Source organism: Pontibacter toksunensis (genome assembly GCF_042686245.1).
Classification (GTDB): Bacteria; Bacteroidota; Bacteroidia; order Cytophagales; family Hymenobacteraceae; genus Pontibacter; species Pontibacter toksunensis.
On record NZ_JBHUOX010000005.1, the window covers coordinates 1 to 14301 of the forward strand.

Here is a 14301-nt window from a genome sequence, read left to right on the forward strand (position 1 = left end):
GGCCATCCCTGCGGGTGAGGGTGCCGCGGCCGCTGTAGTAGGCCCTGTTGCCGGTGATGACCAGCGAGCCGGGCTCGTAAGAGGTACTACGGAAGGTGAAGGAGCCGGCCTGCAGCAGGAGCATGGTAGCACCCTGCACCTGGTCCTCTTCCCCGTTCCTTTTGCTGTACCTGGCCACCAGGCTCCAGTGCGCCCTTTTGCTGGTTTGCATAAATTCATAGGCAGGGGCGGCGGGTGACTCTATCCAGCCGCTACCGGTTACAAAGCCGGCGTCAGGGTCGAAGACGGAGACGTAGGTCACGGAGGTGCTCACGACACAGCCTCCGCCTGGTCCTCCGGTGCTGACACTCACTTTGAAGAAGTCAGGAGCGGAAGGCCAGTCGACGGTGATAGAGCTTGTGCCTTGGCCGGTGAAGTTGGTGTAAGGATTGCCTTGGCTGTCGGTTATCAGCCAGGAGAAGGAGTTGGCCCCGGTGTTGGGGAGGGAGTAGACTGAGCTTGTGGTGCCTGCCTGAACAGAGGTTAGGCCGGTGATAACGGCATCGCTTATATCCGGACACTGGGCCTGCTGGCTGTACTTGATAGTCAGGAAGTCGTTGTTGGTCTCAGGCCCCCTATAACTGGAGCCGGTCACGATAACATTGCCCTCTAAGTCAAGGGCCACATCCACAGCCAAGTCCTCGTTGCTGCCCATGCTATTGTACCGTTCAGCCCATACCTCTTCCCCGGTGGCGGCATCATAGCGGACGGTAAGGTAGTCGGTCCCTAGGGAGGTGTTGGTATCGGAACTGGAGCCGGTCACATAAACACCGCCAGCGTTACCGACGGCTATATCTGAGACAAAGCTGGCCCCGCTGCCGGGACCGTCATAAAGTTCAGCCCATGTCTCTTCACCAGTGGCGGCATTGTAGCGGACGGTGGCGTAAAGTATAGCGTTTTCGCTGCCGGTACTTGAGCCGGTGACGTAAACGCCACCTGTGTTGTCAACGGCGATACCTATGGCATTGTCATTGCCATCTCCGGGGCCATTGTATCGCTCCACCCATGTCTCTTCCCCTGTTGCGGCGTCGTAGCGGAGGGTGGCATAATCGATGCCAGAGAAAACACTGGGGCCGGAACTAGACCCGGTGACGTAGACGCCGCCGGCATTATCAACGGCGATGGCTGTGGCTCTGTCCGAACCGCCGCCTGGTCCGTTGTATTGCTTTACCCATGCCTCTTCCCCGGTTGCGGCGTCGTAGCGGAGGGTGGCATAATTAACATTAGTAGCGCTGGTTACAATAAAGCCTGTTACATAGACGCCCCCGTCATTGTCGACGGCGATACCTGTTGCGACGTCATAGCCGTTGCCGGAGCCGTTGTAGAACTTAGCCCATGTCTCTTCCCCTGTTGCGGCATCATAGCGAACAGGGCATTGTCACTTTCTAAAAAACTGCTGGAGCTGGAGCTTGCACCTGTTACGTAAACACCGCCGGCATTATCTACTGCGATGGCAGTGGCGGCTGTAAAGTCTTTAAAATGCACAGCCCAGAGCTGCTCGCCGGAGGGAGAATACTTGACAATAGTCACTTTTGAAAGCGTGCCTTGGCTCGTGCCTGTAACGTAACTGTTGCCTGCCGCGTCCACGACGACAGCTACTGGAGTGTCACTCATACTTGCGCTAGTGCCATCAAAACGCCTCACCCAAATTTGCTCCCCTGTGGCTGCCTCATAGCGGATGGTGGCGAAGTCAGAAGTTGTGCCGCTGATGCTTGAACCAGTGACGTAGATGCTGCCGTTTCCTACAGCAATGCCATAGGCCCTGTTCTCGCTGCTTGCCGGTTCGTCATAAAGCCGGACCCATGCCTCTTCACCGGTGGCGGCCGCGTAGCGGATAGTGACGAAGTCAGAGGAGGACTTCTCACCACTTGCTCCGGTAACGTAAACTCCGCCCGCGTTATCTATGGCAATTTCAGGGACAACATTATTGCTGTTTGCTGGCCCGTTATAAGGCTGTACCCACGACTCTTCTCCCGTGGCGGCGTCATAACGGATAGTGGCGTAGTCCTGGCTGTAGCCCGGACTAACAACAGAGCCGGTGACGTAAACACCACCACCCTCCACGCCGATGGCTAAGGCCAGGTCATAGTCGTTAGCTGGGCCATTGTAGAGGCGGCTCCATTTCTCTTCCCCTGTGGCGGCATCGTAGCGGATGGTGGTGTATCCTCTGCCCCTTTCGCCTCCCGCACTGTTGCCGGTGACGTAGACGCCGCCAGCATTATCTAAGGCAATGGCGTTGGAGTGGTCTCTAAAATGCATCGCCCAGAGCTGCTCGCCGGAGGAGGAGTATTTCACAGTTACCATCTGCTGAGACGTACTAAAGCTGTTACCTGTCACGTAGCTGTTTCCTTCAGCGTCCACTGCCACAGCCACTACATTGTCATTCGTACTGCTCCTTGCATTGTAGCGCTGGGCCCACTCTAGTGTCGGTTGCTGGGCAATTGCTGCCGTGCTAACTAGATACAGCAGGAAAAGTAATGCTGAAGGAAGTAAGAATATTTTCATGGAGTAAAGTTTTTAAAGTAAAATGAACATAATAGGCGGAGACTCCTGCCAGGTCGGCAGGCAAACGAGGGGTGCTGAGGGTGAGTGGAATGTAATAGATGTTGCTCCTGGAGAAGAAGGTTGTCTCCTCAATACGTAGGGTTCTGTCTTATACTTCTTTTTTTAGAATTATTCTATTAAATTTAGTATAAGTAGAGGGAAAATGGGTGAATCAATAAAAGTTTAGGGAGAGTGGCAATATCTGTTCTCTGTTCGCCGGTTACTCCTGAGTGCCTGTGCCGCGATAATAGGTAACTGATTTTCCCCCTTTGTAGATGTCTCTCCAGTTATCTTGCTTTCACCAGCAAGAACATAATGGAATTGCAAGAGTTTACTGGAGGGTATTTCTTAGGCAGCCTTACTTTGTTAGTGTAACCATTCTTCATACTGGCAGGAGGCCCGACTGGCTGTGTTCGAATACATTAAAGGCTTTTACAATCGGAAGAGGAGGCACTCAGCGCTTGGCTACAGGACTCCTTGGCAATATGAAAACCTGCTGTAACCTAAAGCTATGGCTGCCTAAGAAAAAAACTCCAGTAAAACATTGCAATTCCACTCTAGTGTTTAGCTACTTACCAGGACGAAAGTTGCAAAAGACAAGAAGTTATTAGACAGTCTGACGTTTTGCAGCTACCCTATGGTAGCGATTTCGGAGCAGCTCACTGTCAGCTAAGCACAGACTTTGACAGGGGTACACCGCTTGATTCAAAAAACGAACCGCCACTTTTTGGCAGGAGCTGTTATGGGCTGCCTTATTTTGTCCAACCAACTGCTTTCTTCCATTTTTCAATCTCCTGCTTCCTTTTTCCAAAGTCTTGCGGTGGTGATTGATTTTCGATTTTTGCTTGTCTTCTTATAATCTCCGTTTGTTCTTCAAGGGTGTTCAGTCCGATTGATTTTCTCCTTTGGTTTACTTTGGTCAAGTCGTCAAAGGGTTTCGGGCTTAGCTCTCCGTCTTCGTCCCAGTCAAATTGAGTCCCATAAATCTGAGGTTTACCTTCAAATCCAGCAACTCGGTCAGTCAGGTAAGCTAAGTGTATGGAGCTTGCCTTGTTTTCATCAACGGCAACCTCTAATAATTTCAGGGATTTTTTCATGAAATCTGGCTGTCCAATGGAGTGCTGTATCACCAGCCAGGCTGCTTCACTGGCTTCTTTGCCTACTTTGTCAACGGTAGGATAACCGATTGTGTCTATTATCTGATTTAAGATTTTGGCATTCTCGTCATGTATCTTCGCCATTTCTGCGTTATAGCCTTCACCAAGTTGTTTGCTTTCAACAAGCTTGTCCCGAAATTCCAAGTCCGCGTTTTTCAGTTCGATTATTCTTTCAGCAATGTCTTTGTAATTCATTCTGCTAATTGTGAAGCTTCGAATTTGCCCATCGTGCTCGTGCATACAGAGCCTGAAGCGTTAGCGAAAGGTTATGTATGAATTTTGATAGGCGTTGTCATTCTATGTTTTTAAAGGAGGGCTAAATGTACAGAAAAGGGCGAAAACAATAAAGCCAGACAACATTTTGTTATCTGGCTTTATAAAGGCTGTGGGCCCACCTAGAATCGAACCAGGCACCTACTGATTATGAGTTAATCACACGGATATAATTATTACTTATAGACATTTATAAATAGTGCTTAAATAGCCTTAAAAACCGTTTTTACTTTTCGGTATTTATAACTATTTCTTGCTAATCCGCCTTTTTGTGTGCAAATTGTGTGCACACAAATCACATTTGCACACACATGATACCTGTACTTACCTCCGTTATGCTGGATACCAGAAGAGCCTTAAAAGGTGGTTGCTTCCCGGTAAGGTTAAGGCTAACCTATCTAAGACAGCGCAAGTATTATAACACCAACTACGCTTTAAGTGAGGCAGATTTTTCTAAAGTTCACGCGGAAAAGCCGAAGAAGAAATACAAGGAGCTTCAGATAGCTTTCCAGGAAATCGAGCAGGAGGCAATCGGTATCATCCGCAACCTGGAATCATTTTCATTTGAGGAGTTTGAGAGGAAGTTTTTAAAAGTCCCCGCCAAGGGCGATATGTTTTCAGCCTTCGATCTTCAGATTCAAAAATTAAACAGTGAAGGGAGAGTAGGTACAGCTCACTGTTATGCCAGCGCCAGCTTTTCCCTGCTTTCCTTTGTCTGTAAAACACCTTTAGCCAAGAAAAAAGGATTATCTATAGCAAAATCACTTGAAAAGAAAGAAAACCTGCTAAAAAAAGAAAACCGCTGCCATATGCTGCCATCACAGTTGATTTTCTCTCCGATTACGAAAGATGGATTCTGGATAATGGCAACTCCACCACAACGATCGGTTTTTATTTACGGGCTGTCCGCGCTATTTTTAACAATGCCATAGCTGCAGGAGAGGCTACACCTGAATTATATCCCTTTGGTAAACGAAAATACCAGATCCCGGCTGGACGTAACATCAAAAAAGCCTTAACTCTTACTGATATTGAAAAAATATTCACTTATCAGGCAACAACACCAAGCGAAGCCCGGGCCCGTGACCTTTGGATGTTTTCTTATTTATGCAATGGAATCAACATAAAAGACATCGCCCGTTTAAAGTACAGCAACCTCGATAATGAGAAGATTACCTTCATAAGAGCTAAAACTGAACGAACCAGCCGCCAAAACTTAAAACCAATTGTAGTGATGCTTACTCCTGAGGTTCGGGAGATTATTAAGCGCTGGGGGAACAAACCCTCCTACCCTGAAGCGTATGTATTCCCTCTTCTGAAAGAAGGATTAACACCTCAAAGAGAGCTTTCGACGGTAAAGCAGGTAATTAAATTTATCAATACCTATGTCAAACGGATAGCAGCTAATGTTGGCATCGTAAAGGACGTTACTACCTACACCGCCCGGCATAGTTTCAGTACGGTACTAAAGCGTGCAGGAGCACCTATTGAGTATATCTCTGAGTCTCTGGGACACAGCAACTTAAAAACTACAGAGAGTTACCTGGACAGCTTTGAGGATAACGTGAAACTGCAATACACAGCTCATCTGACAGCATTTAAGAACGTGGACAAGTTTTAATAGCTCTCATTTGCACTGGTGGTAATATTGGCTGCTCTGGTTCAGGTCCGGTTAAAGTCGTTGTGCTCACCAGAACGTATGCCAGAAACTTAACTCTTCCTATACTCAACTCATAAGGCTACAGCTTGCTTTCGAAGTTTATGTTCATTGTTTTTGAATGTTCACGTACAATGAACAAGGGAAACAAGTGAACATGACGAAAGGAAATATAGTTAGCCTGGCAATAGTTTACCTGATAGTATTTATGACGCTTGTTTCTTGCAAGGAAAGTACAACTTCCAGCGAAAATTCAAATCTAGTAGGCGCGACTACTCCCCTGATAATAACTCAGACCGATTCTTTTGAAGTACTGCGCGATTTAAAGAATGTTGCGGATATCAAAAAGGAATACACCTATGTTACTTCCAGGATAGAAAGCAGCAGGATGAACTCTGCTTCATTTAACTACAACTGTAACGATGAAAAGAAAGGGACAGTAACCTACTTTACTGAAAATGGACAGCTCCGAATGATAAAGCATACCTACAATGAGTACAGTCACTTTTCAGCAGTAGATAACTATTTTGTAAAAGACAGCACTCCTTTTTTTGTCTTGCAGCGGCGCCTGGCGTGAAGCTTTGTTGATGAGAAACAAACCAAGGATGATGTAACAGAAAACCGGGTTTACATTATTGACCAAAAACCGGTAAAATGCCTCCAAAAGAAATTTACAGTGTACTCTAACACCAAAGATGCTCCCCAGGCTAACACAGTGGCCAACAAAGAAATCAAATGCTCTTCACTGGAGCCCAATATCAAAAAAATTCTGGTTACTTTTAAAGTATATCAATCAGCGGGAGGATCTTACCTGTCTGGGAGACTAATATTACTTGTTAATTGGAAGGTTTTGCAAAGCGCTATCGGTTTACAATCCGGAAGCTTTAAACAGTTTTCAACAGGGCCAAAGCACGATCGTGGTGATGCTGGATTACAAAAGACACCTGACCAGACGAATATTTCCAAAATGCCTTTCCCCATACACCACAAAGCAAAAATCCATTGGCATTCATTCTAGTGCAAAGATAGCCTTGCGTGCCGGACACGGGACAAGGTAGTCTTGGGAAAATGGGTATCCCAAAGGGAGCCCTCCACATTTTTCCAAGCTCCACCTATGCCCTTAGTCCGTCCCGAAGGCAGGTGGGGCACCATAATCAATTCCTCACACTAAAAAGACAAAGATTATGGAAAAGCTCATCAGAAACTCCTCCTTCTCCAAAGTGGCAGAGATAAAGCTCTCCTACCGCGCCGAAGTGAAACCATCCGAGAGGCCACAGGTCACCTCTTCCACCGACAGCTACAACGTGCTGAAGGCAAGCTGGGACTCAGGCAAGATAGAGTTCGTGGAGCAGTTTAAGGTCATGCTCCTCAACAGGGCCAACCGGGTGCTGGGCATCTATGAGCTATCGACAGGAGGAGTCGCCGGCACGGTAGCGGACCCTAAGCTCATCTTTGTGGCCGCGTTAAAAGCCTGCGCCTCCTCCATCATCCTCTGCCACAACCACCCCTCTGGCAACCTCAAGCCAAGCGCGGCAGACCTGCAGCTGACAAAGAAAATGAAAGCGGGCGGCGAACTGCTCGATATTGCGGTGCTGGACCACATCATCATCACCAGCGAGAGTTACTACTCGCTGGCGGACGAGGGGCTTTTGTAGCCTCTTTTTGCTCATTAAAATAAAATCACAGTAAAGTACACTTCACCTTATGCTGTCGAACCGCTCCTGCAGGACACGTGTGCTCCACCGTTCCTGTACGCTAAGCTCATCTAATCCTTCATGGCGGCTAGTGTGCGCAGGTGCGTCCAACCCAATTGCGAACTCAGTGCGTACACAATCTGATCTTCCGGAAAAGTGTTCGCAACGCTTTCCGGTTAGTCCTGCACAAAGTGCTTATTTGAATTAAATATTTATAATATAGCGGGTACTCCGACCGCCACCTTCCTGAACGAAAGCTCCCAATTCCAGAAGATGCTGCAAATCCCTTGTTGCAGTTGCCTTGGAGGCTTTTGTAATAGAGATATATTTTCGTGCATTCATACCTCCCTCAAAACCCTCCGGCCCTGCGTCAAGCATTCTTCTTACAGCCTTTATTTGCCTTTCATTCAGCGGGTTGTTGAACCGGTCAAAGAACTTCGATTTCTTCAGAATGAAATCGACAAGGCTGATAGCCTGTTGCTGTGACTTTAGAATAACACTGACAAAGTATATAACCCAGGACGTGATGTCGTTGCTTTTCTGGGCCTGCTCCAAGGCATTATAATACGCCTTCTTATCTGCCTCTATTGTCCTGGAGAGGCTAAGCAACACCGGACGGCCCAAGGTTTGAGACAAAGCTTTTTCTGCTATGGCGCGCCCGATTCTGCCATTGCCATCCTCGAACGGGTGAAGGGTCTCGAAATACAAATGTGCAACCGCCGACCTGACAGGGGCTTTCTTCATCTCTTTGCCTCCTCCGAGTGCTGTTTGATTGAACCATTGAATGAACTTATTCATTTCATCCGGTATGCGGGAAGAAGGAGGAGCTTCAAAATGCACCTTTTCTTTGCCAAGGGCTCCTGAAATAACCTGCATCGGTTCCTCATGGCTGCGCCACACACCGACATTAACTTGTTTCTGCTCTTTTAAAAGCATCGTGTGCCATTGGAAGAGCTTTTCCGCTGTCAAGGCATTCGCATAGGTTTTACGGGCATCGGTCATCAGTTCACCCGCCCCTTGCGCCATTTTATCTTTTGTAGCTTCAGGGGTTTGATTAAGGCCGAGGTTATTGCGAATAGATGAAACAACGTCCTGGCGGTCAAGGTACTCGCCTTCGATTTCTGACGTTTTGATAGCTTCAGCCACCATCAAGTCAATCACAGCTTCCAACTGCACCGCTTCAGGCAGGGCTTTTAATATCCCGCTGACATGGCCCGTCAACTCTGCGAACTCGAAAAGCATGTCTTCTACTTCGCTTACATCATACCTGAATTTAGGCCAGTCGGGTTGTTGCCAATTGTAGATCATGAGCCGAATATAACGCTTAAATGGCTCAAATATAAAATAAATATGAGCCGAATAAGAAATTTAATCGGCTCATCTTAACTTGAATGCGCTAAAGCAGGAAATAATGGCCAGCATCATCCTTACTTAGCCCGACTTTGTGCCAACATACCGGGACAAGCTGATACAGCTGGCCATGAAATGCCGCGGCAGCGATTACCTGCGCATTATAAAATGCTACTGCGTATTCTTTGTTGTTGTTATGCTTTGGTTTATATTGAGATAGTGAAGAAGTAGAGACAAGCTACCAACACAGGTACCTTGAACCTTCCTTCGTTTCTCAGCTCCCAGATGGCCGTCATAAAACCGCAGCACCATGAAGCACCTGAAGAAGTTTCTGACCCGCCTGCAGACCTTTGAACTTCACCTTATCGAGCGGAAGGTGCCTGTAGGCCCTTTTGGCCAACAGGTGAAAACAAGCTACGACCTCAGGCATGAGACGCATTATGACGAGGCCGCTGTTTTCGAAAGTGAACTCCGGCTCCTCTCTGAGATGGCCGCACTGGATCTGCTTTCCCTCCACCACAGGCAGCTGCAAGTGGTTTTGGAGCAAACTGCCGGGATAGAGGAGCGGTTCAGGACCTTCTGGGTCAACTTTCACAACCACGCCCTGGACTACGGGCAGTTTTATCCGGTTGGTTACCTGCACCAGATGAACCTGCCTGACCTGTTTGTCATACATAACCTTCAGCCCGTCTATGCGCACATAGAGGTTCGCGAGGAGCTGGTGGATGACCTGGGTGAGTCGGTCAAGCTACGGGAGGCCGTGCTGGCCAAATTTATCCGGAGTGTAACGGCCCTGCTACCCGCCCCGGAGGAGCAGGATTCGCTCCCGCTTGAACCCGCCCCTGCCAGGCCTATTACAGGTTATCCTCACTTTGTGGATGGGGTAACGGAGAAGCTCTTTGAAATCCTCAAGGGATATTTTACCACAGAGGACCAGGAGCAGCTACTGCCCCTCCTGCAGGAGAACCAGTCCCCCTCCTCCCCCCTGCTCTTCCACGGGAACGGCAACCAGCTGGCCGACGCCTTCAAGCAGCTCTACGAAGCCAATCTCCTCGTGGGCTGTCAGAAAGGGGAGCTCGAGGCATGGATATCGGCAAACTTCGCCTATGTGTACCGAAAACAGCAAAGAACCCTGCCGCCTAACTACCTGGCCGCCATCATCTCCTCCAACGCCAAGCCCTGCCAGTCCCCTATTCTGGACGTGCGGAAGCAGCCCGACGGCACCTACTCTGTTTTCCCCGTCGTCCGCACCCAGAAAAACTACACTATCCAGTAAGATACAGGTAGGATAGGGCACAGCCTTCTTGCAACCCTTCTAAACAAGCCCCTACCATTGCAGCACAAACCAAAAACAATGCTGTTATGGAAAACTTCACCTTTGAGCAACTGCCGCAGGCCATGCGCCTGCTGCACGAGAAACTAAACCACCTGGAGCGCCTGCTGGAGGAGCGACACCCCCAAGAGGAGCAGGAGGACATCTTCAACGTCAGCCAGGCCGCTGCCTTCCTCCATCTTTCCGTTGCCACGCTCTACATGAAAGTCAGCCGCCGGGAGGTTCCGGTGAGCAAGCGGGGCAAGCGGCTCTACTTTTACAAAAGCGAGCTGGCTGAGTGGATTCGGGAGGGCCGGAAGAAAACCGTAGCAGAGATCAGGCAGGAGGCGGGGCAGCTTGTCCTCGGCAAAAGAAGGAAGGTCTGACCTTTGTTCTGACTGCTCATGAAAGAGACGGAACACTTTCCCCTTGACGCGCCGGAGAGTTACATCCGGGTGCAGACCTCCTACTACAAGCGCTGCCGGCAGCCCACTATCCAGGGAGACTATGTGGAGCTGTGGATTCCCTGGTCGTCGGAGACACTTCGCCAGGACCTCCCGCGCAAGGAGGTAAAGAAAATCTGCCGCTTCGACGGCTTCTGCTGCGTGCCCAGCCACCTGCACTACCAGGAGGCGGTGGGAAACTTCTACAACCTCTACCATCCGCTGCCCTGGCAACCGGAGGAGGGGCCCTGCTCTCAGACGCTGTTCTTTCTCAGGCACATCTTCGGGGAGCAGTACGAGCTGGGGCTGGATTACCTGGCACTCCTGTACCGGAGCCCCACCCAGCACCTGCCTGTGCTGTGCCTGGTATCCCGGGAGCGCAAGACGGGCAAGACCACCTTCCTTAACCTGCTCAAGCTCATCTTCGGACGGAACGTGACCTTCAACGGCAACAGCGACTTCCGCTCCCAGTTCAACTCCGACTGGATGAACACGCTCCTCATCGCCGTGGATGAGGTGCTGCTCGGGCGGAAGGAGGACTCGGAGAAAATCAAGAACCTGAGCACGGCCCGCACCGCTAAAATTGAGGCCAAGGGCAAGGACCGCCGCGAAACAGAGTTCTTCGGCAAGTTCGTGCTCTGCTCCAACAACGAGGAGGACTTCCTGGTGATTGAGCCCACTGAGACACGCTACTGGGTCAGGAAGGTGCCACCACTGGAGCGGGAGAATATACACCTTCTCAGCCAGATGCGGCAGGAGGTCCCGCAACTCCTGCACCTGCTGCTGAGGCGGCCTCTGTCGGTGCCGCAGGGGCTCACGCGGATGTGGTTCTCAGAAAAGCAGCTCCGGACGGACGCGCTGCTGCGCGTGATGCAAGGCAGCCGCAACAAGGTGGAGACAGAAATGCTGTTGCTGCTCAGGGAGCTTTTCGAGGCCACCTGGGACGGGGAGCTGTGCTTTACGGCAAAGGACATGCTTGAGCTGCTCAGGCGGCACATGCCCCGTCTCTCAGGCCAGGAGGTGCGCCGGGTGCTGCAGCGGGAATGGGGCCTGGTGCCGGCAACCAACAGCCTGAGCTACCAGACCTATCGCTACGACGCGCAGGGTGAGCCCTGCCAGGTGCGGCTCACCGGCAGGTTCTACAGCATTTCCCAGAGCTGGCTCAGACTGCGGCTTGATGAGGACGGCTAATTCAGCCTTCATAAACCTGAATATCAGATATTTACCTACTCATCAAAGTATCTTTTTAATTGATGAGAAATGATGAGAACGATGAGCTTCCTCATCATACAGGAAAAGCCTGATGAGGCCATGATGTACATACATATTACTGTACATCAACCACTTGCACATCACCCTCATCAAATCATCGGTATTCAGCCAGGTCTCAGGCTTTCAGTTTTTAAGCTTGCTTATGAAAGGAAAAAGGTATGAACATTCAGCAGATTAATGATGCACTGTCCATCACGGACTACCTGGCCAGCCAGGGCATTGAGCCTGTCCGCAGGAAAGGGGGCGACTGGTGGTACGTCTCCCCTATCCGCCCCGCCGAACGCTCTCCCTCCTTTAAGGTCAGCACCAAACTCAACCGCTGGTACGACCACGGCACCGGGGAAGGCGGGAAGGTATTTGACCTGGCCCTGCGCCTCCATCCCACCGGCACCATCCGGGAAACAATTAAAAGCCTCTCAGGCCAGTTTTTTCTTTCACAGGCAAATGATGTTCCGGACTTAAAACATGGTGAGTGCCACGCAGCCAAGGTCAGTCAGAACAGGGCGCCTGCTCCTGAACCCGGCATCACTGTCCTGAGTGTGCAGGAGCTGGGCCAGAGCAGTCACCTTACCTGTTACCTGCGCAAACGGGGCATCAGGCTGTCCACAGCCAAACCCTACTGCAAGGAAGTGAAATTTGCCATAGAAGGCAGGGAGTATCGGGCCATCGGATTCGGGAACCGCTCCGGCGGGTACGAGCTGCGCAGCGCCTTGTTCAAGGGCTCCTCCCCCCCAAGGACATCACTTTCGTGGATAACGGCTGCGGCACTGTCTGCCTGCTGGAAGGGTTTATGGATTTCCTCTCGCTGCTGGAGCTAAAGTCGCGGCACCCTGTCAAGTCGAACTTCCTGATTCTTAACTCTGCCTCCCTGATAGACAGGAGTATTGGACTGCTGCATCAGCACAAGGAGGTATACCTTTTCCTGGACCGCGACCAGGCCGGGAGGCGGGTAGCGGAGTCACTGCAATGTTCAGGCGTGGAGGGCATCGACTGCTCCGCCTTTTACAACGGCCACAAGGACGTGAACGAATACCTGGCAACCAGGAGAAACAGGACAAGACGGCACAGGCGAAGGGCCGGTCACCTGTGAAGTCTCCCTCTTCAGAAGCTTCTTTAAAGCGTCTTTTAAGTAGGGAGCAAGTTTGTGTTTTTGTCATACAAAAACTTGCTCCCTATCCCTGTGCTCCCGGTGGTCGCAGCAGGGCATTGGACTAAAGCATAAAAGAAACAGACGATGGAAACAACCGATGAGGCCCGGCATATGGACCAGCAAAAGAAAGGAGGCCGTCCCGTAAAGCGGGTCAAGAAGAGCTGCACGCTGGTGGTCCGGGTAACGGAGACCGAACGCCTGCTCGTCACCGGCAAGGCCCGGGAGGCGGGCATGAAAACCTCCGAGTGGTTCAGGGCGGCTGCAAAAAAAGCTACTGTCACGGCGCGGCTAAAACCAGAGGAGGCAACGCTGCTGCGAATGCTCTCCGGGCTTGCCAACAACCTAAACCAGCTGGCCCGCCTAGCGCACCGCGAGGGGCTGCTCTCGGTGCAGAGCAAGTGCCGTAAGGCCCTCGATGAGATAGACCGCCTGCTTCAAAGCCTAAGGAAAGATGATAGGAAAAGTAACAAGCGGTAAAAGCTTCGCGGGCTGTGTGCGCTACGTGGTGCAGAAGGAAGGAGCCCTGGTACTGGAGGCCAACGGCATCCGGACGGATACCGTTTCTGCCATGGTCACAGACTTCAACCTCCAGCGTAGCATGAACCCGGAGCTTGGGAAGGCGGTAGGCCACATCGCCCTAAGCTGGAGTGTGCACGACAGGCCAAAGCTGAATGGCCAGGTGATGGCAGAGCGGGCACGGGAGTACCTGGAGAAAATGCAGATTAGAGACACGCAGTACCTCATCGTCGAGCACCGAGACCGGAAGCACCCGCACCTGCACATCGTCTACAATAGGGTAGACTTCCAGGGCAGGACAATCACAGACAAACTGCAGCGCCACCGCAATGCCGAGGTGTGCCGGGAAATGACCCTCCGCCATGGCTATTACCTGGCACCGGGCAAGGAGCAGGTGAACCGCCTGCGCCTGAAAGGGGCTGATAAGGCGAGATACGAACTACATGATGCCATCGAAATCGCTTTGGGCAAGGCCAGGAACTGGCAGGAGATGGAGCGGCTGCTCCAGACTAAAGGCGTCACCCTCCATTACAAATACCGGAGGGGAACAGACCAAGTGCAGGGCATAAGTTTCTGCGAAGGGAATATCAGCTTCAGGGGCTCCAGGATTGACAGGAGCCTGAGTTACGGGGCTATCAGCAAGCAGTTGGAGCTAAACAGGCAGCAGGAACGGCTGTCGGCACATGTTCTGAAGCCGCAGCCGAAGCGCCACGCCCAGCCGGGCACAGCAAGCCCTGCCGCCTCTCTAAATAACCACCCGTTGCTTTCGCCCCGTAACATCGACCTGCTTTCCCCCGCAGGCCAGGCAGAAAGCGCAGTAGCTGCGCAGGATTACCACTTCAGGAAAAAGAGGAAGAAGAAAAAGAGACGACACCTATGATACCAGCAGAAATA

The 14301-nt window shown here is 51.0% G+C and carries 14 protein-coding genes and 3 pseudogenes; 12 read left to right on the forward strand and 5 right to left on the reverse strand.

Going from position 1 to position 14301, the window contains the following annotated elements:
* The 3 genes and pseudogenes from ACFS7Z_RS08020 to ACFS7Z_RS08030 all read right to left on the reverse strand — a co-directional run.
* Positions 1 to 1042, reverse strand: a pseudogene (locus ACFS7Z_RS08020) (hypothetical protein); the annotation flags it as partial.
* An 81-nt stretch (positions 1043 to 1123) separates the two neighbouring features.
* Positions 1124 to 1324 (reverse strand): annotated as a pseudogene (locus ACFS7Z_RS08025) (SBBP repeat-containing protein); the annotation flags it as partial.
* Entirely contained in the window at positions 1291 to 2544 is a 1254-nt protein-coding gene (locus tag ACFS7Z_RS08030; protein WP_377483166.1) for an SBBP repeat-containing protein, read from the reverse strand. The gene ACFS7Z_RS08030 and the pseudogene ACFS7Z_RS08025, both read right to left, overlap by 34 nt.
* 433 nt (positions 2545 to 2977) lie before the next feature.
* Here ACFS7Z_RS08030 and ACFS7Z_RS08035 point away from each other — a divergent pair.
* A pseudogene (locus ACFS7Z_RS08035) lies at positions 2978 to 3085 on the forward strand (IS3 family transposase); the annotation flags it as partial.
* A 250-nt stretch (positions 3086 to 3335) separates the two neighbouring features.
* Here the strand turns inward: ACFS7Z_RS08035 and ACFS7Z_RS08040 are convergent.
* Positions 3336 to 3935: a DUF6624 domain-containing protein gene (locus tag ACFS7Z_RS08040; RefSeq protein ID WP_377483168.1), complete on the reverse strand. Its 600-nt coding sequence runs from the start codon at positions 3933 to 3935 to the stop codon at positions 3336 to 3338.
* Positions 3936 to 4324: 389 nt separating this feature from the next.
* Between ACFS7Z_RS08040 and ACFS7Z_RS08045 the strand changes: the two genes are divergently transcribed.
* The 4 genes from ACFS7Z_RS08045 (at position 4325) to ACFS7Z_RS08060 (ending at position 7325) form a co-directional block, all read left to right on the forward strand.
* The gene (locus tag ACFS7Z_RS08045; protein ID WP_377483170.1) at positions 4325 to 4945 is read left to right on the forward strand and encodes an Arm DNA-binding domain-containing protein; all 621 of its coding nucleotides are present in this window, start codon (positions 4325 to 4327) and stop codon (positions 4943 to 4945) included.
* Positions 4867 to 5634 carry a tyrosine-type recombinase/integrase gene (locus ACFS7Z_RS08050; protein WP_377483783.1) on the forward strand — a complete coding sequence of 256 codons (768 nt, stop codon included), beginning with the start codon at positions 4867 to 4869 and terminating at the stop codon, positions 5632 to 5634. The genes ACFS7Z_RS08045 and ACFS7Z_RS08050 overlap by 79 nt, the downstream gene beginning before the upstream one ends.
* A gap of 193 nt (positions 5635 to 5827) precedes the next feature.
* Positions 5828 to 6247 carry a hypothetical protein gene (locus tag ACFS7Z_RS08055; protein WP_377483172.1) on the forward strand — a complete coding sequence of 140 codons (420 nt, stop codon included), beginning with the start codon at positions 5828 to 5830 and terminating at the stop codon, positions 6245 to 6247.
* 607 nt (positions 6248 to 6854) lie between these two features.
* Positions 6855 to 7325, forward strand: a complete 471-nt coding sequence (locus ACFS7Z_RS08060; protein WP_377483174.1) for a JAB domain-containing protein — start codon at positions 6855 to 6857, stop codon at positions 7323 to 7325.
* Positions 7326 to 7568: 243 nt separating this feature from the next.
* On the opposite strand, the gene ACFS7Z_RS08065 is transcribed toward ACFS7Z_RS08060, so the two are convergent.
* Complete coding sequence (locus ACFS7Z_RS08065; protein ID WP_377483177.1) at positions 7569 to 8672, reverse strand: Fic family protein; 1104 nt, start codon at positions 8670 to 8672, stop codon at positions 7569 to 7571.
* Between the two features lie 352 nt (positions 8673 to 9024).
* Here ACFS7Z_RS08065 and ACFS7Z_RS08070 point away from each other — a divergent pair, with 352 nt between their 5' ends.
* The 7 genes from ACFS7Z_RS08070 to ACFS7Z_RS08100 all read left to right on the forward strand — a co-directional run bounded on the left by ACFS7Z_RS08070 (position 9025) and on the right by ACFS7Z_RS08100 (position 14287).
* Positions 9025 to 9990 carry a hypothetical protein gene (locus ACFS7Z_RS08070; protein ID WP_377483180.1) on the forward strand — a complete coding sequence of 322 codons (966 nt, stop codon included), beginning with the start codon at positions 9025 to 9027 and terminating at the stop codon, positions 9988 to 9990.
* An 86-nt stretch (positions 9991 to 10076) separates the two neighbouring features.
* Positions 10077 to 10412 carry a helix-turn-helix domain-containing protein gene (locus tag ACFS7Z_RS08075; protein ID WP_377483183.1) on the forward strand — a complete coding sequence of 112 codons (336 nt, stop codon included), beginning with the start codon at positions 10077 to 10079 and terminating at the stop codon, positions 10410 to 10412.
* 18 nt (positions 10413 to 10430) lie between these two features.
* The gene (locus ACFS7Z_RS08080; protein WP_377483185.1) at positions 10431 to 11660 is read left to right on the forward strand and encodes a primase-helicase family protein; all 1230 of its coding nucleotides are present in this window, start codon (positions 10431 to 10433) and stop codon (positions 11658 to 11660) included.
* A gap of 239 nt (positions 11661 to 11899) precedes the next feature.
* On the forward strand, positions 11900 to 12559 hold the full coding sequence (locus ACFS7Z_RS08085; protein WP_377483188.1) for a hypothetical protein: 660 nt from the start codon (positions 11900 to 11902) through the stop codon (positions 12557 to 12559).
* Complete coding sequence (locus ACFS7Z_RS08090; RefSeq protein ID WP_377483190.1) at positions 12532 to 12831, forward strand: toprim domain-containing protein; 300 nt, start codon at positions 12532 to 12534, stop codon at positions 12829 to 12831. Before ACFS7Z_RS08085 ends, ACFS7Z_RS08090 begins: the two co-directional genes overlap by 28 nt.
* 144 nt (positions 12832 to 12975) lie before the next feature.
* A complete protein-coding gene (locus ACFS7Z_RS08095; RefSeq protein WP_377483192.1) occupies positions 12976 to 13368 on the forward strand; it encodes a MobC family plasmid mobilization relaxosome protein in 393 nt (130 codons plus the stop codon).
* Positions 13343 to 14287: a relaxase/mobilization nuclease domain-containing protein gene (locus ACFS7Z_RS08100; protein WP_377483195.1), complete on the forward strand. Its 945-nt coding sequence runs from the start codon at positions 13343 to 13345 to the stop codon at positions 14285 to 14287. The genes ACFS7Z_RS08095 and ACFS7Z_RS08100 overlap by 26 nt, the downstream gene beginning before the upstream one ends.
* The last annotated feature ends 14 nt before the right edge of the window (positions 14288 to 14301 follow it).

Excerpts from the sequence above, each read along its gene's own strand:
- ACFS7Z_RS08030 (WP_377483166.1), bottom strand. The coding sequence starts at position 2,544 with ATGAAAATATTCTTACTTCCTTCAGCATTACTTTTCCTGCTGTATCTA.
- ACFS7Z_RS08040 (WP_377483168.1), bottom strand. The coding sequence starts at position 3,935 with ATGAATTACAAAGACATTGCTGAAAGAATAATCGAACTGAAAAACGCG.
- ACFS7Z_RS08045 (WP_377483170.1), top strand. The coding sequence starts at position 4,325 with ATGATACCTGTACTTACCTCCGTTATGCTGGATACCAGAAGAGCCTTA.
- ACFS7Z_RS08055 (WP_377483172.1), top strand. The coding sequence starts at position 5,828 with ATGACGAAAGGAAATATAGTTAGCCTGGCAATAGTTTACCTGATAGTA.
- ACFS7Z_RS08060 (WP_377483174.1), top strand. The coding sequence starts at position 6,855 with ATGGAAAAGCTCATCAGAAACTCCTCCTTCTCCAAAGTGGCAGAGATA.
- ACFS7Z_RS08065 (WP_377483177.1), bottom strand. The coding sequence starts at position 8,672 with ATGATCTACAATTGGCAACAACCCGACTGGCCTAAATTCAGGTATGAT.
- ACFS7Z_RS08070 (WP_377483180.1), top strand. The coding sequence starts at position 9,025 with ATGAAGCACCTGAAGAAGTTTCTGACCCGCCTGCAGACCTTTGAACTT.
- ACFS7Z_RS08075 (WP_377483183.1), top strand. The coding sequence starts at position 10,077 with ATGGAAAACTTCACCTTTGAGCAACTGCCGCAGGCCATGCGCCTGCTG.
- ACFS7Z_RS08080 (WP_377483185.1), top strand. The coding sequence starts at position 10,431 with ATGAAAGAGACGGAACACTTTCCCCTTGACGCGCCGGAGAGTTACATC.
- ACFS7Z_RS08085 (WP_377483188.1), top strand. The coding sequence starts at position 11,900 with ATGAACATTCAGCAGATTAATGATGCACTGTCCATCACGGACTACCTG.
- ACFS7Z_RS08090 (WP_377483190.1), top strand. The coding sequence starts at position 12,532 with ATGGATTTCCTCTCGCTGCTGGAGCTAAAGTCGCGGCACCCTGTCAAG.
- ACFS7Z_RS08095 (WP_377483192.1), top strand. The coding sequence starts at position 12,976 with ATGGAAACAACCGATGAGGCCCGGCATATGGACCAGCAAAAGAAAGGA.
- ACFS7Z_RS08100 (WP_377483195.1), top strand. The coding sequence starts at position 13,343 with ATGATAGGAAAAGTAACAAGCGGTAAAAGCTTCGCGGGCTGTGTGCGC.